At 44.2% G+C, this 19,095-nt stretch carries 19 protein-coding genes, 3 tRNA genes and 1 pseudogene; 15 read left to right on the forward strand and 8 right to left on the reverse strand.

All coding sequences use genetic code 11. The features are described from left to right. Positions 1-112 precede the first annotated feature (112 nt). The 4 genes from BOQ04_RS03225 to ftsB are packed head-to-tail and all read left to right on the forward strand — an operon-like array spanning position 113 to position 4,323. Positions 113-1,774 (forward strand): CTP synthase, encoded by a 1,662-nt coding sequence (locus tag BOQ04_RS03225; protein ID WP_076023335.1) that lies wholly within the window; start codon positions 113-115, stop codon positions 1,772-1,774. A gap of 6 nt (positions 1,775-1,780) precedes the next feature. Beyond that, on the forward strand, positions 1,781-2,644 hold the full coding sequence (gene kdsA / locus BOQ04_RS03230) for a 3-deoxy-8-phosphooctulonate synthase (RefSeq protein WP_076023336.1): 864 nt from the start codon (positions 1,781-1,783) through the stop codon (positions 2,642-2,644). A 33-nt stretch (positions 2,645-2,677) separates the two neighbouring features. Continuing rightward, complete coding sequence (gene eno / locus BOQ04_RS03235; protein ID WP_076023337.1) at positions 2,678-3,970, forward strand: phosphopyruvate hydratase; 1,293 nt, start codon at positions 2,678-2,680, stop codon at positions 3,968-3,970. A 20-nt stretch (positions 3,971-3,990) separates the two neighbouring features. After that, positions 3,991-4,323 carry a cell division protein FtsB gene (ftsB, locus tag BOQ04_RS03240; protein ID WP_076023338.1) on the forward strand — a complete coding sequence of 111 codons (333 nt, stop codon included), beginning with the start codon at positions 3,991-3,993 and terminating at the stop codon, positions 4,321-4,323. A gap of 16 nt (positions 4,324-4,339) precedes the next feature. On the opposite strand, the gene hslO is transcribed toward ftsB, so the two are convergent. Continuing rightward, a complete protein-coding gene (gene hslO, locus BOQ04_RS03245; protein WP_076023339.1) occupies positions 4,340-5,305 on the reverse strand; it encodes an Hsp33 family molecular chaperone HslO in 966 nt (321 codons plus the stop codon). A gap of 56 nt (positions 5,306-5,361) precedes the next feature. Here hslO and gltX point away from each other — a divergent pair. From gltX to BOQ04_RS03265, 4 genes and pseudogenes are all read left to right on the forward strand, one after another. Continuing rightward, a pseudogene (gene gltX / locus BOQ04_RS03250) lies at positions 5,362-6,769 on the forward strand (glutamate--tRNA ligase). 78 nt (positions 6,770-6,847) lie between these two features. Further along, positions 6,848-6,923, forward strand: a tRNA-Ala gene (locus BOQ04_RS03255). 36 nt (positions 6,924-6,959) lie between these two features. Continuing rightward, positions 6,960-7,035, forward strand: a tRNA-Glu gene (locus BOQ04_RS03260). A gap of 51 nt (positions 7,036-7,086) precedes the next feature. Beyond that, positions 7,087-7,163 (forward strand) — tRNA-Asp (locus BOQ04_RS03265). 64 nt (positions 7,164-7,227) lie between these two features. On the opposite strand, the gene BOQ04_RS03270 is transcribed toward BOQ04_RS03265, so the two are convergent. Continuing rightward, positions 7,228-8,106 carry an alpha/beta hydrolase gene (locus BOQ04_RS03270; RefSeq protein ID WP_083657498.1) on the reverse strand — a complete coding sequence of 293 codons (879 nt, stop codon included), beginning with the start codon at positions 8,104-8,106 and terminating at the stop codon, positions 7,228-7,230. A 51-nt stretch (positions 8,107-8,157) separates the two neighbouring features. On the opposite strand from BOQ04_RS03270, the gene BOQ04_RS03275 reads away from it, so the two are divergent. Together BOQ04_RS03275 and BOQ04_RS03280 are read left to right on the forward strand one after the other, a co-directional pair. Then, the gene (locus BOQ04_RS03275) at positions 8,158-8,616 is read left to right on the forward strand and encodes a DUF4118 domain-containing protein (protein WP_076023340.1); all 459 of its coding nucleotides are present in this window, start codon (positions 8,158-8,160) and stop codon (positions 8,614-8,616) included. Positions 8,617-8,678: 62 nt separating this feature from the next. Continuing rightward, the gene (locus tag BOQ04_RS03280) at positions 8,679-10,148 is read left to right on the forward strand and encodes an MmgE/PrpD family protein (RefSeq protein ID WP_076023341.1); all 1,470 of its coding nucleotides are present in this window, start codon (positions 8,679-8,681) and stop codon (positions 10,146-10,148) included. 34 nt (positions 10,149-10,182) lie between these two features. On the opposite strand, the gene BOQ04_RS03285 is transcribed toward BOQ04_RS03280, so the two are convergent. The 3 genes from BOQ04_RS03285 to BOQ04_RS03295 all read right to left on the reverse strand — a co-directional run bounded on the left by BOQ04_RS03285 (position 10,183) and on the right by BOQ04_RS03295 (position 11,904). After that, positions 10,183-10,920: a sterol desaturase family protein gene (locus BOQ04_RS03285; RefSeq protein ID WP_076023342.1), complete on the reverse strand. Its 738-nt coding sequence runs from the start codon at positions 10,918-10,920 to the stop codon at positions 10,183-10,185. Positions 10,921-10,935: 15 nt separating this feature from the next. Next, positions 10,936-11,070, reverse strand: coding sequence for a hypothetical protein (locus BOQ04_RS10985; RefSeq protein WP_269844382.1), 135 nt, complete (start codon positions 11,068-11,070; stop codon positions 10,936-10,938). A 246-nt stretch (positions 11,071-11,316) separates the two neighbouring features. Then, a complete protein-coding gene (locus BOQ04_RS03295; protein WP_076023344.1) occupies positions 11,317-11,904 on the reverse strand; it encodes a hypothetical protein in 588 nt (195 codons plus the stop codon). A 150-nt stretch (positions 11,905-12,054) separates the two neighbouring features. Between BOQ04_RS03295 and hyi the strand changes: the two genes are divergently transcribed. The 3 genes from hyi (at position 12,055) to BOQ04_RS03310 (ending at position 14,410) form a co-directional block, all read left to right on the forward strand. Further along, positions 12,055-12,831, forward strand: a complete 777-nt coding sequence (hyi, locus tag BOQ04_RS03300; RefSeq protein WP_076023345.1) for a hydroxypyruvate isomerase — start codon at positions 12,055-12,057, stop codon at positions 12,829-12,831. A 15-nt stretch (positions 12,832-12,846) separates the two neighbouring features. After that, positions 12,847-13,434 (forward strand): YqiA/YcfP family alpha/beta fold hydrolase, encoded by a 588-nt coding sequence (locus BOQ04_RS03305; RefSeq protein WP_083657499.1) that lies wholly within the window; start codon positions 12,847-12,849, stop codon positions 13,432-13,434. Between the two features lie 175 nt (positions 13,435-13,609). Then, positions 13,610-14,410 carry a DUF3108 domain-containing protein gene (locus tag BOQ04_RS03310; RefSeq protein ID WP_233126619.1) on the forward strand — a complete coding sequence of 267 codons (801 nt, stop codon included), beginning with the start codon at positions 13,610-13,612 and terminating at the stop codon, positions 14,408-14,410. A gap of 8 nt (positions 14,411-14,418) precedes the next feature. Here BOQ04_RS03310 and BOQ04_RS03315 read toward each other — a convergent pair whose 3' ends face one another. Then, complete coding sequence (locus BOQ04_RS03315) at positions 14,419-14,973, reverse strand: phasin family protein (protein ID WP_076023432.1); 555 nt, start codon at positions 14,971-14,973, stop codon at positions 14,419-14,421. 193 nt (positions 14,974-15,166) lie between these two features. Between BOQ04_RS03315 and BOQ04_RS03320 the strand changes: the two genes are divergently transcribed. Together BOQ04_RS03320 and BOQ04_RS03325 are read left to right on the forward strand one after the other, a co-directional pair. After that, on the forward strand, positions 15,167-16,054 hold the full coding sequence (locus tag BOQ04_RS03320) for a DMT family transporter (RefSeq protein ID WP_076023347.1): 888 nt from the start codon (positions 15,167-15,169) through the stop codon (positions 16,052-16,054). A gap of 88 nt (positions 16,055-16,142) precedes the next feature. Next, positions 16,143-17,165 carry a serine hydrolase gene (locus BOQ04_RS03325; RefSeq protein WP_076023348.1) on the forward strand — a complete coding sequence of 341 codons (1,023 nt, stop codon included), beginning with the start codon at positions 16,143-16,145 and terminating at the stop codon, positions 17,163-17,165. A gap of 3 nt (positions 17,166-17,168) precedes the next feature. Here the strand turns inward: BOQ04_RS03325 and BOQ04_RS03330 are convergent, their stop codons facing one another. Both BOQ04_RS03330 and BOQ04_RS03335 read right to left on the reverse strand, forming a co-directional pair. Further along, positions 17,169-17,987 carry an IclR family transcriptional regulator gene (locus tag BOQ04_RS03330; RefSeq protein ID WP_076023433.1) on the reverse strand — a complete coding sequence of 273 codons (819 nt, stop codon included), beginning with the start codon at positions 17,985-17,987 and terminating at the stop codon, positions 17,169-17,171. 75 nt (positions 17,988-18,062) lie between these two features. Then, positions 18,063-19,091, reverse strand: coding sequence for a quinone-dependent dihydroorotate dehydrogenase (locus BOQ04_RS03335; protein ID WP_076023349.1), 1,029 nt, complete (start codon positions 19,089-19,091; stop codon positions 18,063-18,065). Positions 19,092-19,095: the final 4 nt, after the last annotated feature.

The following is a 19,095-nucleotide window of genomic DNA, read 5'->3' on the forward strand; positions in this document are numbered from 1 at the left end:
ATAATGGGATCCGAGTCAGTTTTTTTCAATCTTACCTTTTTATCACCATTTTTATTTTAGAAAAATGCAGGTTGCTATCGTTATAATTATTTTTTCCAACAGAGCTTAAGCGATGACCAAATACGTTTTTGTCACTGGTGGTGTGGTTTCTTCTTTAGGGAAAGGAATCGCAGCTGCCTCGCTTGCCGCGATTCTCGAATCCCGCGGCCTGAAAGTCACCCTCCTAAAATTAGACCCTTATATCAACGTTGATCCTGGGACGATGAGTCCACTTCAACACGGCGAAGTATTCGTAACAGAGGATGGCGCTGAAACTGACCTGGATTTAGGTCACTACGAGCGATTCGTATCTGCCAAGATGCGTAAAAGTAATAATTTCACCACAGGCCAAATCTACGAGTCAGTGATTAGTAAAGAGCGTCGTGGTGAATATCTTGGTAAGACGGTTCAGGTAATCCCCCATATTACTAACGAAATTCAAGCATTCATTGAACGCGGCGCTAAAGCCAGTCACGATGGCCATGCAGACATTGCGATATGTGAGATCGGTGGAACGGTCGGGGATATTGAGTCTCTCCCATTTTTAGAGGCTGCAAGGCAGATGAGTATTCGTCTGCCAAAACACAGTTGTGCATTTGTGCATCTCACACTAGTGCCCTATATCAGTAGTGCTGGCGAACTGAAAACCAAACCTACGCAACATTCCGTCCAGAAGCTGCGTGAAATCGGCATCATGCCAACAGTATTGCTCTGCCGCGCTGATCGTCCTATTCCCGAGGATGAGCGCAGCAAGATTTCTCTCTTTTCAAATGTGCGCGAAGAGGCTGTCATTTCTGTATGGGATGTGGATACGATCTACAAAATTCCAGAAATGCTTCATGCTCAAGGTATGGATGACTTGATCTGTAGTGAATTGGAGATTCAAGCTAAACCTGCCGATCTTTCTGTCTGGGCGCATCTTGTCTATGAAATGGCAAACCCACAATATGAGGTCACGATTGGCATGGTTGGCAAATATGTAGAGCTAACTGAGTCTTATAAGTCTCTGATCGAAGCATTGCGTCATGCTGGCATCCATAACCACACCCGCGTGAACATCACCTATATTGATTCTGAGCAACTTGAAAAAGATGGCGTAGATTGCCTAAAGAGCTTGGATGCTATTTTGGTGCCAGGTGGATTTGGTAAACGTGGCACTGAGGGTAAGATTACTGCCATTCGTTATGCACGTGAGAATCACATTCCTTACTTGGGAATTTGCCTTGGTATGCAATTAGCAGTGATTGAATTTGCTCGTCATGTAGCTAATATTGCCGATGCAAACAGTACTGAGTTTGCGCCTGATACACAAAGCCCGGTGGTTGCGCTAATTACCGAATGGGTTGACCGCGAGGGGCATGTAGAGAAACGTACGAATGATTCCGACTTGGGTGGAACAATGCGCTTAGGTTCCCAGCGCTGTCCTGTGAGAGCGGGTACTTTGGCACATCGTATCTATGGATCTGAGGTCAATGAACGCCATCGCCATCGTTATGAAGTTAACAATAACTATGTTCCGCGTTTAGAGCAGTCGGGTTTAATTATTTCTGCCAGAACACCAAATGAGTCCTTGCCCGAAATGATGGAGCTTCCATCTGCTATGCATCCTTGGTTCTTTGGGGTGCAATTTCATCCAGAGTTCACCTCTACACCACGCGATGGTCACCCCTTATTTTCTGCTTTTATTAAAGCCTCGCTTGATCATCAACAACAAGCAAGCAAAAAGGCGGCTTAATTACTTATGAGCTCATTTAAATTATGCGGATTTGATGTTGGTTTAGAGCATCGTTTTTTCCTGATTGCAGGCACTTGTGTGATTGAGTCTGAACAATCAGCAATGGATGTCGCTGGACAGCTAAAGGAAATTGCTAAGACTTTGCAGATCCCCTTTATTTTTAAAGCTTCGTTTGATAAAGCCAACCGTTCATCTGGAAACTCTTACCGCGGTTTGGGTATGGAGAAGGGTCTTGAAATTTTGGCAAAGGTGAAGCGAGATATCGGCGTGCCCGTCTTAACGGACATACACGATATCAGCGAAATTGAACCAGTAGCTAAAGTCGTTGACGTTTTGCAAACCCCGGCCTTCTTATGTCGACAGACTGATTTCATTCGTGCATGCGCTCAAAGTGGTAAGCCCGTTAACTTCAAGAAGGGACAGTTCTTATCTCCACATGAAATGCTCAATGTGATTGAAAAGGCGCGTGCAGCCGCAGCTGAAAAGAATCTTCCGGATCAATTTATGGTCTGTGAACGTGGTGCATCTTTTGGCTATAACAATTTAGTATCAGATATGCGCAGTTTGGCGATTCTGCGTCAATCCCATGCCCCTGTTGTTTTTGATGCAACGCATTCGGTTCAGTTGCCTGGTGGCCAAGGTAATTCAAGTGGTGGTCAACGCGAATTCGTACCGGTATTAGCCAGAGCAGCGGTTGCTGTAGGTGTCAGCGGCTTGTTTATGGAAACCCACCCAGACCCTGCCAAAGCCTTATCCGATGGCCCAAATGCAGTGCCATTACATAAGATGCACGAGTTGCTTGAGTCCTTAGTAACAATCGATTCCGCCGTCAAGAAGAGCGGCTCTTTTTTAGAAGATAGTTTTAATTAAACCCAATTTCATATTGCTTGAAGGAGAAGGTGCATGAGCGCCATTGTTGACATTATTGGTAGAGAAGTTCTTGATTCACGCGGCAACCCAACCGTTGAGTGTGATGTATTGCTAGAGTCTGGTGTAATGGGTCGTGCTGCCGTGCCATCAGGGGCATCTACTGGCTCGCGCGAGGCAATTGAATTGCGTGATGGCGATCAAGCCCGCTATCTCGGTAAAGGCGTTCTAAAAGCTGTTCAAAATATTAATATTGAGATTGCAGAAACCATTCTAGGTTTAGATGCCAGTGAGCAAGCATTCCTAGATCACACCCTCATTGAGTTGGATGGCACTCATAACAAAGCGCGCCTTGGTGCCAATGCGACCTTGGCCGTATCTATGGCTGTTGCTAGGGCTGCAGCTGAAGAGGCTGGTTTGCCTTTGTATCGTTATTTTGGTGGATCAGGCGGCATGCAGTTGCCAGTGCCCATGATGAATATTGTTAATGGCGGCGCGCATGCTAATAACAGTTTAGATATTCAAGAGTTCATGATCATGCCTGTTGGCGCCAATAGCTTCCGTGAAGCCTTGCGTTGTGGCGCTGAAATCTTTCATGAACTCAAGAAAATTCTAGCCGCTCAAGGTATGCCAACCTCAGTAGGTGATGAGGGCGGTTTCGCGCCAAACTTCAAAAGTAATCATGAGTGTCTGCAAACCATTTTGAAGGCCATTGAAGGTGCGGGATATCAGGCCGGAGAAGATGTTTTATTGGCATTGGATTGCGCTGCCAGTGAATTTTATAAAGATGGTAAATATCATTTGTCGGGTGAGGGCTTGCAACTATCCTCTAGCGAGTTCTCTGATTATCTCGGTCAATTGGCCGATCAATTCCCTATTGTTTCCATCGAAGATGGTATGCACGAAGCGGATTGGGATGGATGGGCGGATATCACTAAAAAATTGGGTAAAAAAATTCAATTGGTAGGTGACGATCTCTTTGTGACTAATACACGCATCCTACAAGAAGGTATCGACAAAGGAATTGCTAACTCTATTTTGATTAAGATAAATCAGATTGGTACTTTGACTGAAACCTTTGCTGCCATTGAAATGGCTAAACGGGCTAATTACACCAATGTGATTTCACATCGCTCCGGAGAGACTGAGGACAGCACTATTGCTGATATCGCAGTTGGCATCAATGCTGGTCAAATTAAAACAGGTTCTTTATCTCGTTCCGATCGTATTGCAAAATACAATCAGTTGCTGCGTATCGAAGAAGATTTGGGGGATGTTGCTAAATATCCTGGTAAATCGGTCTTTTATAACTTAAAGCACCAGAGCTAATTTCTAGTTTTTAACAGATCATGCGCCTTGTCATCTACTCCATGCTCTTATTGCTGATAGCAATACAGTACCCCCTTTGGTTGGGGAAGGGTGGATGGCTCAAGGTATATGAGATGGAAAGACAGTTGCAGCTTCAAGAGGCAAAAAACAGTTTGTTGGCCCTGCGCAATGCTAAATTGGCAGGTGACGTAAAGGATCTGAAAGAAGGCACTCGTGCCATAGAAGAACGCGCACGAGTGGAGCACGGCATGATCAAAGAGGGTGAGTACTTCGTGCAAATTCTGCCAACTGAAAAAGCGCCATCGAGTGCAAATTCACCTGATAGCCTTAAGCCGCCAACATCAAAACAGTAGTACTGGATTACATGCTTTAATGGCCGCTCGAGGGTGGCCGAGTTGCATCAGCCAATAAGTCAGTGGAGAAAACTTGGCGACAATCTACTGCATCAAAACGGTAGGTTTTGGTGCAAAAATCACACACTGTTTCCACTGCCCCTTGTTCTGCAAGAATACCTTCCACTTCCACCTCTCCGAGCATACGCAACACATCTGCCACTTTCTTGCGTGAACAGCGACATCCGAAACGAATTTGTCGGGATGGGAAACTGCGAACGCCATTCTCCGATGACTCTTCTAGGAATAAGCGACGCAAGATGGTTTCGGGAGGTAATGCGAGCAATTCCTCATCGGTGATGGTTTCACCTAGAGTTTGAATGCGATTCCAGCCTTCAGCGGCCATTTGTTGATCAATGTGGGCATGACCCCCTGAATTGGGTAGGCGCTGCAAGAGAAGACCGCCTATATGCGTTTCATTTGAGCTGAGCCAAATCCTGGTCTCCAGTTGTTCTGAATTTTGCATATACAAAGCAACTGCTTCGGCAGCGCTGGTAACTGGCTTGATTACTGTCCCTTGATGGTCTTGAAGAGCCACAATGCCTTGATAGGGGGCTTGGCCCGGTTGACGATCTGCTGGATCTAAGGTAATTACTAGGCGGCCAGAATTGCTGGCATCCAAAAGATCTCCCAATGTGGCGTCTGAAGCAATTTCAGATGGCTCAACAGATAATTTGACCGTAGCCCGCATGGAAAGGTCAGATTTGCATTCAACCACCAAAAGTTGAATTGGACCCTTGCTTTGTGCTTGAATGATCAAGGTGCCTTCAAATTTAAGACTAGCGCTCAGTAGGGTGGCTGCGCCAACAAAATCACCCAAAATTTTACGAATAGCAGGGGGGTAATTGCGGTTTTCAAGGACGGCCTGCCAGGCTGTGCCAATGGAAACGATTTCTCCGCGCACGGGGGCGCCATCACACATAAATACAAGTAGTTCATTCATAGGTCAAAGTATCCACTTTTTTAGGGTTTTCGTCTTTTCAATCTCGACCTGAGATAATGATATTCATGCATATTCGTACACGTTTCGCCCCCAGTCCCACGGGCTTTATTCATCTGGGCAACCTGCGCAGCGCACTCTACCCCTGGGCGTTTGCAAGGCATCATGATGGTGAGTTCATCCTGCGCATTGAAGATACCGACTTAGAGCGTTCCAGCCAAGAGGCGGTGGATGTCATCATCGAGGGCATGGCCTGGCTTGGCCTCGATTTTGATGAGGGCCCCATTTATCAAATGCAGCGCATTGATCGATATCGCGCAGTGCTTAAACAACTAGTCGAAGCTGGTTATGCCTACCCCTGTTACATGAGTGAGAATGAGCTCAATAAGTTACGTGATGAGCAAATGGACTAAAAAAGAAAAGCCTCGCTATAACGGTTTATGGCGTCCTGAGCCCGGTAAAACATTGCCGGCGATACCGGAGGGAGTATTGCCTGTATTACGGTTTAAGAACCCGATTGGGGGCTCTGTAGTTTGGGATGACGCCGTTAAGGGTCGCATCGAGATTAGCAATGATGAGTTAGATGATTTAATTATTGCAAGGCCAGACGGTACGCCTACTTATAATTTTTGCGTAGTAGTTGACGATCTAGATATGAAAATCACTCACGTAATTCGTGGCGATGATCATGTGAACAACACACCAAGGCAAATTAATATCATGAAGGCCTTAGGGGCTACACCACCAGTCTATGCGCATTTACCTACTGTATTAAATGACTTGGGTGAGAAGATGAGTAAGCGCAATGGGGCTATGAGTGTGCGTGATTATCAAAAAGCAGGCTACTTACCTGAAGCAATTTTGAACTACTTGGCTCGTTTAGGTTGGTCACATGGTGATGCTGAAGTTTTCAGTAAAGAGCAATTTGTAAATTGGTTTGAATTAGAGAGTTTGGGTAGATCGCCAGCCCAGCACAACCCGGAAAAATTACTTTGGCTAAATCACCAATATATTCAACAGGCCGATCCTGAAGAGCTAGCCAAAGCGACCAAACCATTTGCCCATGCTATTGGCATCGATACAGAAAGCGGTCCTAACTTTACACAAGTGGTTGCATTGCTAAAAGATAGAGCAAACACCTTGATAGAACTCGCTGAAGGCGCCAAGTTGTTTTATATTCCGGCACCAGTACATAGCAAGGATGCCATTGCTGAAAATATTCCTGCTGCGATCGCTCCAGCTCTAACAGAGTTATTCGAAATGATTAAAGCAACCGAGCCAAGTAAGGAGGCTTACGGGGCCGCTTTTAAACAGGTCTTAGCCAGCCACAAGATTAAAATGCCGGCACTAGCTATGCCTGTACGTTATGCCCTATTTGCAACTACGCAAACGCCAGCAATTGATTCTGTCTTAGTTGTTTTGGGGAAAGATGAGGTCTTAAAGCGTTTATCTGCAGTGCTTGAGTAATAAATTCGACAAGCCCAGGAAAAATAGTATAAAATCTTGGATTGTTTTGAGTGTCTTGTAGCTTTAACGCGAGATTACGGGGGTATAGCTCAGCTGGGAGAGCGCTTGCATGGCATGCAAGAGGTCAGCGGTTCGATCCCGCTTATCTCCACCAAGCATTTGAAGTACGGTAGTAAACGTAGTAGTCCAGGTCCCCATCGTCTAGAGGCCTAGGACATCACCCTTTCACGGTGAGTACGGGGGTTCGAATCCCCCTGGGGACGCCAAGATTTTGGCTAGTTGTTGAAGTAAGTGACACAAGTAGCGCGTTGTAATTTGGAGCGGTAGTTCAGTTGGTTAGAATATCGGCCTGTCACGCCGAGGGTCGCGGGTTCGAGTCCCGTCCGCTCCGCCAAATTAAAAAACCCAGTAAATTTATGTTTACTGGGTTTTTTGTTTTTAGAAACTGCGGCTTGCTTTTAGTCGGTACGATCTTTTATCACCAAACTAATTGCTGGCGATTTTGTTTGCTTTTTAAGTTGATGTGACTGTTGAATTTGAGTGATGAAATTAATGGTTTCATTTACAACAATTTCTCGCTCGTTATCAACGGTGATCATGTGGTAACAATTGCCTAGCCATATGATTTTACGAATGTCAGAGGAAACCTCTTTAAGAATTAAGTCTGGGTTTTTGGGGGATGCAGTTTCATCGTCAACTGAATGGATGATGAATAGTGGGACAACCACTTCATGTAAATTTCTTTTTACATCGCCAATCATTCGTAGGGCTTGATATAAGCTATGGGCTGGTAGGTGGGCCGCACCAAGCTCACTCACTTCATTATTTTTTACGGATTTTTCAATTCTGCGCCGAAGCTCTCTATTTTTGACGCCATACGGGGCAGTTTCTTTGTAGTGCCAATTGCGAAAGCCAATGGCATAAATGAACTTTAGTAAGGGCTGATACCAGGAAACTGACCAGCCATCAAAAAAGAGTACTGGGGACAAAAGAACTAAGCCATCAATACCATCATTTCTCTCAGCAACGGCAAGTGCTAGGGTGGCACCCATGCTCATACCTACAATCGAGACCGTTTTGTAGTTCTTTTTAAGAGCGATGACAATGTCATCTACTTGTTCTATCCAATTTTCGTATTGACTAATTCCGGTATGGGCCAAATATCCTGAAATGCGAGGAATGACATAGCTGCAATTCATTTTCTTCAGTTGGCGCGGAATGGTGCCAAGCTCCAATTCTGATCCACATAAGCCAGGAAGGAGAATGACTACATTCCCGCTGCTACCTTGGTAGAATGATTCGTAGGTCTGATCATTGGGCAATATATTGTTTTCCATTACAGCTTATTCATCCAAAGGGTGATTTTATCAATAGAAGGATTATTACTCATGCAAATCCACAATGTAAAACGTTGGTCTGAGCCTGGTCTGAAGCCCTATATTGTTGCTTCTTTTGGGATACTGTTCGCATTCTGCCTGCGGTACACTTTACATGACTATCTGCAGACGGGTCTCCCTATGACCTTTTTTATTGTAAATACAGTCATCATTACGCTACTGTATGGATACAAACCCAGTATTTTTACGATGGTCATATCAGTCCCTCTGGCATCCTACTTCTTTCTTCAGCCTTTTGCTGCCTATACAGTCCCCACGTCACAAGACATATTCCATTTTTTTGCTTACATATTAATTGGGCTTATCGCAGTTGGCGTAATTGAATGGCTTCAAAGGGCTCGCTATAAGGCCATTTTAATTTCCAGAGTGGCAACGAGCCGCTATCGTCTTTTAGCTAAAGCCAGCTCATCCTTAAAAAAGTTTGAGGCTGACTCAGTGGATCTTGAGTAATTCTGGCACATTAATGTATAAATACTTCCTAAAACACTAAAACCAACAGTTGGAGACAAAAAATGAGTGAATTAAATCGGCGTCAGCTATTAAAAATGGGGGCACTCGTTGCCGCAATGGCGCCTGCGATGAGTGGCACCGCAAATGCAGGGGATGCCCCTGCTGCAACCATGACACCACCCGATTCGCCTGCAGCTAAAGGCGCTACACATAAATTAGCGCATTACATTGTGAATGCACGGTATGAAGATCTTCCCCTAAACGTGCGCAAAGAGGGTGTTCGCACCCTGTTCAATTGGGTGGGTGTGGCTGTAGGTGGCTCTGGTCATGAAACTATTCAATGCGCCATTAAAGCTTTAAATCCTTTTTCTGGGCCAAGACAGGCAAGCTTGCTGGGAAGACGCGAGCATTTTGACATCATGAATGCGGCCTTTATTAATGGCGTGAGTAGCCATATTTTTGATTATGACGACACCCATCTAAAAACCATTATTCATCCAGCTGGCCCAGTGGTATCTGCGCTGATTGCTTTATCACAGCACCAAGCGATCACTGGTAAAGATTTTTTAAATGCCTTGGTATTGGGTGTGGAAACTGAGTGCCGTATTGGTAATATGGTTTGGCCCAATCATTATGATGTTGGCTGGCATATTACTGGAACTGCAGGAGTGTTTGGTGCAGCAGCTGCTGTTGGTAAGGTGCTGGGCTTAAGTGAGCAGCAAATGGTTTGGGCCCTTGGTCTTGCAGCTTCCCAACCAGTTGGTTTGCGTGAATCTTTTGGCTCAATGAATAAGAGCTTTAACCCAGGACGAGCAGCAAGTAATGGCTTGTTTAGTGCATTACTGGCGCAGCAGAACTTTACCAGCTCAGACGGCATGATCGAAGCTAAGCGGGGTTGGGCTAATACCATCAGCACCAAACAAGACTACAGTCAAATTACGGAAGGCTTAGGTACCCATTATGAATCTGCACTTAATACCTATAAGCCATTTGCTTGCGGTATTGTGATTCATCCTGCAATTGATGCCGCTATTCAATTGCGCAACCAATATCATCTCAAGCCCGATCAAATAGCAAGCATTCAGTTAAAAGTAAATCCACTGGTAATTGAATTAACTGGCAAAAAAACTCCTCAAATTGGCTTGGAGGGTAAATTTAGTATTTATCACTCCGTAGCTGTTGCGATTGTTGATGGGGCTGCTGGAGAAAAGCAATACAGCAATTCCAAGGTACAAAATGCTCAAATTATTGCAGTTCGCGATAAGGTGACTGCCATCATTGATGACAATATGAAACCTGAGCAGGTTGATATGACAATAGTGACGACAGATGGGCGCACTTTGCATATTTTCATTGAGCATGCAATTGGAAGCGTTGAAAAACCAATGACAGATGCTCAGCTTGAGGTCAAGTTCATTGATCTAGTGGAAGATATATTGCCATCAGCCCAAGTACAGAAGTTAATCAAACTTTGCTGGAATATTGAGCAACTTTCATCGGCAGCATTGATCCCGCAAACTGCATCTTTGTAGTAATTGATAAACCCCCTGGGTTGTACCAGGGGGTTTATTCAACGGCTTTACATGCCAGCATGGCTGTCAACTTCTTTTCGGACTCCATCTCAAAACCACATTCCACTTTTCGTGAAGAGTTTTCATATGTGGCAAATAATATATCCCAAATAGGTAAGCCGTAATTATTATGGTGACGCCCACGTTCATGATGAATGCGGTGCATTTCAGGTCTCACAATGAAATAGCCAAGCCAATGGGGTGTTTGGATATTTGTGTGCTCCCAAAACTCAAAAATTCCAACCCAAAGTGCTGCCCAGGCTGCAGAATTGATGTCAAAGCCTAAGAGGCAATAGCAGACGATATTAATAATCAAGGCATTGGCAACAAAGTCACTAGGGTGACCATATAAGGCGGTAAGAGCCTCGAGTCGATATGTGCTGTGGTGTATTTGATGAAATATTTTCCACAATACATCGCTGTGATGCCGCAGTCGATGCCACCAATACACAAAGAAGCTTATACAAAAATACCCAATTAAGCCATTGACCCAGGCTGGAACAAGATTAAATAGCTTCCCCAGCGCTGGATATATAGCAACACCGCCAAGCAAGGGCAATAGATAGATCCCGGTGATTTCAGTTAATGCTACCCCAAGACTGCCAAGTATTATCAGACGCAGTACCCAGAAGGCATCCTTGGTATATAGATGCATGGGTCTAATGCGCTCAAGTATCATCATGATGCTAACTGCACCAAGAGTAATGAGGATTGCATTTAAAGGGCTAAGCATTACTTATAACCGGATTCAATTTGGCTTATTGAGTAGTTTGGCGGTGAGTTCTTGGTACCAAAGAACGCCCAGCGTCATTCCGGTTACCAAAACCTCCATATCGCTGACTAAACCATGGAAATTATCGGCAGCATAGGAATCAGAGTTCATGTTGATAGTTAATTCAAGGAGTATCAGCGAGGCTGTGAAGGTTAGTCTTGCACACTTAAATCCTGTACCCATTTGGCCCACCAATTGTTTAGCATGGATTATTAGGTAAACAACACAAACCGCATTTATAAGCCAAAAGAATAAAATCAAAGGGGTCAGAACAAATGGGGCGCTAACATAATAGATAGCGGATATTAAAAGCTGCAAAGGGAGGAGAATGAGTCTGACCATGTTCATTAGGGGCCATTATTTTTTTGGGGAGGTAATTGAAGCTGCCATTGCATCGTAGTAAATTACTTTCACTTGCTCGCCAGCATTGACATCAGCCAATATTGCGGGGTTCTTCACCTTCACTACAGTAATTTTTCCACTTGGACCCTTAACGGAAACCATTTGTGTGGTGCGATTCACATCGACGATATCGGCAATGATTGTGGTTTTATTCGCAATCACCTGAGAAGGCTTTTGATTTTCCTTAGAAATCTTATCGGCCTCCGTTTCCACTTTACTGCGAATGCCGTCATTTTTGGTTTTAATTAGTTCAATAGCTACTGCTAATTCATAACTTACGCTGAGGTGATCACCCTTTTTAATCTGATCAAAGTTTTTAATTTCGGGCCCAGCAACAAATTGAGATTCGCCCTCATTATTTTTAAAGGTGATAGTGCGAGTTTTTTTATCAATCTTCACAACATCTCCTTCATAGAGCTCGTATTTATGATCTGTGACGGCAGCATCAATGACGACAGGCTTATCTGTTTGTGCAAAGGCGAAAAGTGGTGAGCTGAGTGCGCTTAAAGCGAGGATGATGTAAGCGGCAAATGCTTTATTCATGACAATTCCTTTAACTATAGGTTATCAGTGCATATTAGCGCATTTCGTTATAAATTAAATTACAGGTCCTAACCATTGGGGTTATAAAATCATCTCAATGTTTGTTAACATCTGCTCATATATTGTGCAGTTTTTTATAGAGGGTAAAAAATGCCACGCTTTGCAGCCAATCTGACAATGCTATTTAACGAAGACCCCTTTATGGAGCGTTTTGCGCGTGCCAAGATCGCTGGATTTAATGCAGTTGAGTTCTTATTTCCTTATGCATTTCCAGCGCAAGAAATTAAAGCAAAATTGGATCAGTATGCTTTACAGCTTGTTTTGCACAATTTGCCCGCAGGAAATTGGGACGCGGGTGAGCGTGGCATAGCTTGCCTGCCTGACCGAGTTGAGGAATTCCGGCAGGGAGTTTCTAAGGCGATTGAATATGCCAAGGTATTAGAGGTTCCACAACTCAATTGTTTGGCGGGTATCGCTCCAGCAAACGTTAGCCCAGAACTCTTGCGCAGCACTTTTTTAGATAATTTGAAATACGCTGCAGCTGAGTTAAAGAAAGCGGATTTAAAACTATTAATCGAACCCATTAATACATTCGACATTCCTCATTTTTACCTATCCAAAACTCAACAGGGCATTGATATTCTCAAGGAGGTAGGTGCTGATAATGCCTATCTTCAATATGATATCTATCACGCCCAACGGATGGAGGGTGAGATAGCGAATACTATTGAAAAGAATCTAACAAGAATTGGACATATTCAACTCGCCGATTCCCCTGGTCGTCATGAGCCTGGGACGGGTGAAATTAACTATGATTTCCTATTTGAATTTCTGGACCGTCTTCCTTATGAGGGATGGGTGGGTTGCGAATATAAGCCTCTGACCAATACTGATGACGGTCTGTCTTGGATCGCCAAACATCTATAAATAAGGTTTTATGAAATGGCTTCAACCTTGGTTGTTTACTTACATGGCTTTCGTTCCTCACCAAACTCTAGTAAGGCCGTAAAAACGAAAGAGGCTATCAAAGCCCATTCAACAATGAGTGATCCAATTCATTGGTATTGCCCACAACTACTTGCATCGCCTAAACAAAGTATGGATATGGTGATTGAGTATATTCAAGCCAATCCAGTCGACCGGTTGATTGTGATTGGGTCTTCTTTGGGCGGTTTTTATGCTAATTATTTAGCCGAGCGTTATCAATGTAAGGCGGTCACTCTAAATCCTGCTGTGAGGGCGCCTCGTGAGCTAGCGCCTCATGTCGGGGTGATGACTGCCTATGATAGTGACGAGCCATTTGATTTTCGCCCTGAATACATTGATGAGTTATGCGCATTACAGGTTGAGCGTTTAACGCGGCCAGAGAACTATTTTTTGATTGCTGCTAAGGGTGATGAGTTGCTGGATTGGAAAGAAATGGTTGATTTTTATTCTGGTGCGCAGCAATTGGTACTTGAGGGCAGTGATCATGGTATTTCTGAGTATTCTGAGTATTTACCTCAAGTGATGCGTTTTATCAGTAACTAATGCTTTGAAACGATACTCCCCTTTTTGGGTATTCTGCTGTGCCTTGATGCTCTCTCTATTGGGGCATTTCCTTCTTTTTTTCGGCCTCCCTTTTTATCAAATAATCTACACGGAACCAACTGAAGATGGCGTTTTAAAAGCGGAGCTCAAGGTCGAGCCACCTACAAAAATCAAAATGTCTAGACATGCAGCAAAGCGTGTTTCCTCAAACACTTCTCAAATTGGCTTGCCTAGCAATATCATCGGTGAGGATCTGTTAGAGCAGGGTGACTCAACTAATCAGAAAGGTCAGGCATTTCGTTTGCCTGAGCCTGGTATATTTTATTTTGATGCCTATGTTGACGGTCAGCTGTATCAACGGGGTGAGCTCCGCTGGTTTGTAGATGGCAATAACTACCACTTGTCTATTAACATTCCTTATGCATTTGTCGGGCCTTTTGTATTTGAATCACGTGGTACGGTAGATTCTTATGGTTTGGCTCCTGCTATTTACTGGTCGCAAAGGGGCTCAAATGCACCCCGGTTTTCACGCTTTGATAGGGACGGGCTTGGTGCTGGAAAGATGTATTTTTCCGAAAAGCCGGACTATACTCCAGATCTTTTACCAGGAACCCAAGACCGGTTTAGTTTGATGTTTCAATTTGCATCACTATTAAATGGTAGTGACAAAATAGATGAACCTGAGAGTGTTCGATCCGTTCCGGTGGTAGATTACAACTCCTTAGAGTTATGGCAATTTAAAAGTTATGGCGAGGTCATTTCAGAAGATGTGCCCACTCTAGGGCTCAGCAAGATTAGGCATTATGCTTTGATTGCACGAGAAAACGATCCTTATAAAAGACAGATCGATTTTTGGTTGGCGAAGGATTTGGATTGGTTGCCAGGCCGCATTCGCTCAAAGGAGGCTAACGGCAGGGTCTTAGAGCTTATTTTTAAACAAAAAAGTCCTGCTCCTTCTCAAGGAGGCGATCTATGATCGATTGCTTATTTTTTCTTAGTCGATTTATCAAAAGCGGAGACGGACTTGAGTGCGGTTTCAGCCGTGCTATTTAAATTCGTTTGTGCAATATTAATCGCATGTGTTACTGATTTCTGACTAGTTTCGTAGACCTTGGTGGCTGAAGCGATTGCCTGCTTCATTGCTAACACTGCTGCATCAGATCCAGCTGGTGCATTCTTGGTCCAGTCTTCTACTAGCGCATTCATTTTTTTCTGCCCATCATGTAATTCTTTTTCAGCAGACTTTGTAAAATTGGCCTGAGTTTCATGGGCTAATTCATATAGATGCCTACTGTAGGCCATGATTTTTTCAGCCATGGGTTGCACTGTTTCAGCTTGATTTGCCAATAGCTGCTGAATATCTTTAATTTCAAGTGCTTTCTTTGCGCTGCTCATACTATCGCTCAGACTTTGTTTTGCAATATGCATATTGAGCTCAACCAACTTTTCAATGCTTTGCAAGGCTTGATTGGTTAAGCCGCTCAATGTCTCTAAATTTGCCTTTTGTGCCGCCGCAATTTGCTCTGGAGTTAAGTTCATTGGCATATTTTTCAATAGGGTGGTTAATTCATCCTACTATGATCCTTTATGGTGATTAATTCAATTGGGAGTTGAGCGGATTGAGATTGACGCATTGCAACAATATAGTTGATGCCATAGACACATAAAAGCCTCGTGGTTGAAAAGAGCCTAAAATTACCCCTGCACAAACCATTATTCCAGTAATTTACTCATGAAATTAAAGCTAGACAATGTAATAGCGCCATTATTTGTTCTCATATGGAGCACTGGATTCATCATTGCGCGTCTGGCGATGCCCTATGTCGAGCCGGCGACATTTCTATTTTGGCGTTTTACTGGGGTCATCATGGCCATGATCGCATTTAGTTTGGTCTGGAAAATCAATTGGCCTACGCGCTCTCAAATTAAGCATATTGCCATTGCAGGGCTCATGCTTCAATTTGGTTATCTCATTGGCGTTTGGTGGGCGGTCCGTCTTGGAATGACAGCGGGTTTAGTTGCCATTATTGTGGGCCTGCAGCCCATATTGACCGCTTGGTTTGCGGCTTGGGTTTCAGAAAAGGTAACGCCGAGGCAGTGGCTCGGTCTAGGTTTCGGATTTATGGGTGTTGCATTGGTAGTGGCTGAAAAATTAGGCTTTGCCCACATACCCTTTGCAAGCTATGTCCTTGCATTTGGTGCATTACTGTCCATTACTTTTGGGACTTTATATCAAAAGAAGTTCTGCCCAGTATTTGATCTCAGAGCGGGATCTTCCATCCAATTTGGGGTATCAGCGGTAGTATGCTTTGCCTGTATGTATTTTTTTGAGTCTGGTGTCATGATTTGGAATGTGCCAGTGATTACAGCATTGCTTTGGGCTATTTTCCCGCTCTCGATTGGCTCGATTAGTTTGCTCTTTATGATGATTCGTAAGGGTGCAGCAACTAAGGTAACGAGCTTGCTATATTTGACTCCGCCAACTACGGCTGTGATGGCCTGGATTTTTTTTAATGAACCATTTACCTTGATGATGGGGATTGGATTGGGTCTAACCATGACTGGAGTTGTTTTGGTGAATGCGCGGCAATCGAATGCTTTAGCAACCATTCCAGAATAAATTTATCGCTCGTAAGCGATTATCCCTCCTCAAATGAGGAAAATTAATTATCATCTCGTATGTTGAAAGTTTTGGAAGGTATGCTTGGATGTATTTAAATCGTTTTTGGCTTTCAGCCACTACCTGTGCCTTAGTAGCCGTAACCGTCTTTTGCAATCCTGCGCTTGCAGCCAACAGCGATCAGCAGGTCAAAAGTAAATCGCAGGCAGCAACAAAGACGGCCACCAAAACAGCGAAGGCTCCAAAACGACCAAAGCGAGTGCGTGTGGCAGTTACTCGTTCCATGGAGCCAGTTGTGCCAGCAATGCCATCCTTGGCAACGGCTTTGGGTTTACGTAATCAACATGATCAACTTAACTTAAAGTCCACCGTTGTCTTGGTGGTAAATCAAGACACTAAAGACGTTTATTACGAAAAAAATCCTTCCGTCAGCCTGCCTATTGCATCCATTTCTAAGTTGATGACGGCGATGGTAATGCTTGATGCAAAGTTACCTATGGATGAAGCTTTGGTAATTAATGCCGAAGATGCTCATATCTACAAACATTCCCGCTTGGCAGAGGGAACTATATTGACTCGGGAGGATGCCTTACATCTTGCATTGATGTCTTCTGAAAATAGAGCCGCATACACCTTGGCCCGAAACTATCCTGGTGGTCTGCCAGCATTTATTGTTGCTATGAATCACAAGGCCAAAGAGCTTGGGATGGAGCATACGCACTTTGAAGATCCTACTGGGTTAACTAGTGAGAACGTTGCTTCTGCTGAAGATTTAACTCGTATGCTCAATGCCGCCTATCAGTACAAGATTATTCGCGAGTTTTCAACTTGGCCCGACATGACCATGATGATTGCTAATCGCCCCCAAAAATTCCTCAACACAAATCGTTTGGTTCGTGCTGGGGATATGGACATTGGATTACAAAAGACGGGCTTCATTAATGCGGCAGGGCGTTGCTTGGTCATGCAGGCCAGAATTAATAACACCCCTTTACTGCTCGTGTTCTTAGATTCAGTTGGAACTCAGTCCCGATTCGCTGACGCAGTAAGAGTGCGAGATTGGTATGAACGTATGCCCTCAGGTGCTCAACCTATCCGTCGTTTAATGTAAATCCTAGGAGGATGGGTTTGCGCTTTTTGGTTTGTAACCCATTCCTTTAGAAATTTGTAAGGCTGTATCTTGCAGTGATTTAATCCAATCAGCTTGTATTCGATCGGTTGGTGCACTCAAGGACAACCCAGCAACTAATTTGCCAGTGTCATCGAGGATGGCTGCAGCTACGCAACTAACGCCAAGCTCAAGCTCTTCATTATCTTGTGCATTGCCAAGTCGGCGCACTTGATTTAATTCATCTTCCAGTTTTGATAACTCGGTAATGCTATTGCGCGTATGTCCTGAGAGTCCTGTGCGAGTAACGTAAGCGCGGACTTGACTTGGATCGTCGCTAGCGAGAAAAAGTTTACCAACCGAAGTTAGGTGCAAAGGAGCGCGTCCACCTATCGCTCGAACCACTTGCATGCCTGATCGCTCGCTATACGCACGATCAACATACACAATTTCATCTCCTTGGCGAACTGATAAATTAATCGTTTCACCAGTGAGCTTATGTAGAGCGCGCATCGGGGATTGAGCTGCATCACGAACGGATAAACGTGCCTTTACTAAATTGCCTAATTCAAGCAATTTAAGACCCAATCGATATGTACCACCATCGCCTCTTTCAACCATTCTGCAGGCGACTAAATCATTCAGAATGCGGTGCGCTGTTGAAGCGTGTAGATGGGTTTTTTCAGCAAGAAGCTTGAGGCTGCTTGACTCTTCTTGTTCGGCCAAGGCATCCACTAAATTCATCATGCGCTCAACAACCTGGATAGCAGTTTTTCCTGCTTCACCACTGGCTTTAATAGATTTGCTTGGCTTCGGGGTACTCATATTAATGATTGTATCCAATCTTTTGGGCATTGCATATTATGAAATTCAATTTCAAAACAGCAAAAACAGGTGTTTTTAGTGCCTCAAAGCAGTAACACACTCTTCAATCAACTCGGGACCCTTGTAAATCAGTCCACTGTAGAGCTGAATGAGACTTGCCCCAGCTGCAATCTTTTCTTTTGCATCAGCCCCAGACAGGATGCCGCCAACCCCAATGATTGGCAGTGCATCGCCTAATTTAGACCTTAAGGCATGAATGACCTGATTGGAGGTGTTTTTTACTGGAGTGCCAGAAAGGCCGCCAGTCTCTTTGCCATATTTCAGGTGCCTTACAGATTCACGTGCAACTGTTGTATTAGTTGCGATGATGGCGTCAATGCCAAATTCAAGCAGTAGATCTGCAATTAAATGAATGTCGGCTTGTTCCAAATCTGGTGCAATTTTTAAGAAAAGCGGCTTACGCACACCAAAGCGATCGCAAAGTCGATCTCTCGCGATATCGATTGATCCGAGAAGAGCGCGCAGCATCTCTTCGCCCTGAAGCGCACGCAGATTTTGGGTATTAGGAGAGGAGATATTGACGGTGATATAGGATGCGATTTCATAAACAGCATCCATTGCTTTGACATAATCTGAAGCAGCATTTTCAATTGGGGTGCTTGCATTCTTGCCTATATTCAAACCTAAAACTCCGCCTTCTTGCCAGTATCGAGATTGGCGAACGCGTTCAACGCATGCAGTCACTCCATCATTATTAAAACCCATCCGATTGATGATTGCTTGAGCCTGCGGAAGTCGAAACATTCGCGGCTTCGGGTTTCCCGGTTGTGGAAGCGGTGTAACAGTACCTATTTCTAGAAAGCCAAACCCAAGTGCGGCTAGCGCGTCGATGTGTTTACCGTCTTTATCTAATCCTGCCGCCAAGCCAACCGGATTTGGGAATTCAATACCAGCAAAATGGCTTGGGTCTGATTTAGGTTTCGGAAAAAGACTTGATAGAAGACCGAGTTGTTCAGCTTTATCCAAGCTGCTTAAAGCGAGATTGTGGGCTTGCTCTGGATCAAGGAAAAAAAGCAGGGGACGCAAAAGAGAGTAACTATTCATGAAC

The sequence above is a fragment of the Polynucleobacter sphagniphilus genome (assembly GCF_001953355.1).
Taxonomy (GTDB): Bacteria; Pseudomonadota; Gammaproteobacteria; order Burkholderiales; family Burkholderiaceae; genus Polynucleobacter; species Polynucleobacter sphagniphilus.

What these genes read in the sequence shown, in the direction of transcription:
- kdsA (WP_076023336.1), top strand. Translation starts at nt 1,781, where the DNA reads ATGAGCTCATTTAAATTATGCGGATTTGATGTTGGTTTAGAGCATCGT.
- BOQ04_RS03225 (WP_076023335.1), top strand. Translation starts at nt 113, where the DNA reads ATGACCAAATACGTTTTTGTCACTGGTGGTGTGGTTTCTTCTTTAGGG.
- hslO (WP_076023339.1), bottom strand. Translation starts at nt 5,305, where the DNA reads ATGAATGAACTACTTGTATTTATGTGTGATGGCGCCCCCGTGCGCGGA.
- BOQ04_RS03275 (WP_076023340.1), top strand. Translation starts at nt 8,158, where the DNA reads ATGCAAATCCACAATGTAAAACGTTGGTCTGAGCCTGGTCTGAAGCCC.
- ftsB (WP_076023338.1), top strand. Translation starts at nt 3,991, where the DNA reads ATGCGCCTTGTCATCTACTCCATGCTCTTATTGCTGATAGCAATACAG.
- eno (WP_076023337.1), top strand. Translation starts at nt 2,678, where the DNA reads ATGAGCGCCATTGTTGACATTATTGGTAGAGAAGTTCTTGATTCACGC.
- BOQ04_RS03295 (WP_076023344.1), bottom strand. Translation starts at nt 11,904, where the DNA reads ATGAATAAAGCATTTGCCGCTTACATCATCCTCGCTTTAAGCGCACTC.
- BOQ04_RS03270 (WP_083657498.1), bottom strand. Translation starts at nt 8,106, where the DNA reads ATGGAAAACAATATATTGCCCAATGATCAGACCTACGAATCATTCTAC.
- BOQ04_RS03285 (WP_076023342.1), bottom strand. Translation starts at nt 10,920, where the DNA reads ATGCTTAGCCCTTTAAATGCAATCCTCATTACTCTTGGTGCAGTTAGC.
- BOQ04_RS03330 (WP_076023433.1), bottom strand. Translation starts at nt 17,987, where the DNA reads ATGAGTACCCCGAAGCCAAGCAAATCTATTAAAGCCAGTGGTGAAGCA.
- BOQ04_RS03325 (WP_076023348.1), top strand. Translation starts at nt 16,143, where the DNA reads ATGTATTTAAATCGTTTTTGGCTTTCAGCCACTACCTGTGCCTTAGTA.
- BOQ04_RS03335 (WP_076023349.1), bottom strand. Translation starts at nt 19,091, where the DNA reads ATGAATAGTTACTCTCTTTTGCGTCCCCTGCTTTTTTTCCTTGATCCA.
- BOQ04_RS03305 (WP_083657499.1), top strand. Translation starts at nt 12,847, where the DNA reads ATGGCTTCAACCTTGGTTGTTTACTTACATGGCTTTCGTTCCTCACCA.
- BOQ04_RS03315 (WP_076023432.1), bottom strand. Translation starts at nt 14,973, where the DNA reads ATGAACTTAACTCCAGAGCAAATTGCGGCGGCACAAAAGGCAAATTTA.
- BOQ04_RS03320 (WP_076023347.1), top strand. Translation starts at nt 15,167, where the DNA reads ATGAAATTAAAGCTAGACAATGTAATAGCGCCATTATTTGTTCTCATA.
- BOQ04_RS10985 (WP_269844382.1), bottom strand. Translation starts at nt 11,070, where the DNA reads ATGAACTCTGATTCCTATGCTGCCGATAATTTCCATGGTTTAGTCAGC.
- BOQ04_RS03280 (WP_076023341.1), top strand. Translation starts at nt 8,679, where the DNA reads ATGAGTGAATTAAATCGGCGTCAGCTATTAAAAATGGGGGCACTCGTT.
- hyi (WP_076023345.1), top strand. Translation starts at nt 12,055, where the DNA reads ATGCCACGCTTTGCAGCCAATCTGACAATGCTATTTAACGAAGACCCC.
- BOQ04_RS03310 (WP_233126619.1), top strand. Translation starts at nt 13,610, where the DNA reads ATGTCTAGACATGCAGCAAAGCGTGTTTCCTCAAACACTTCTCAAATT.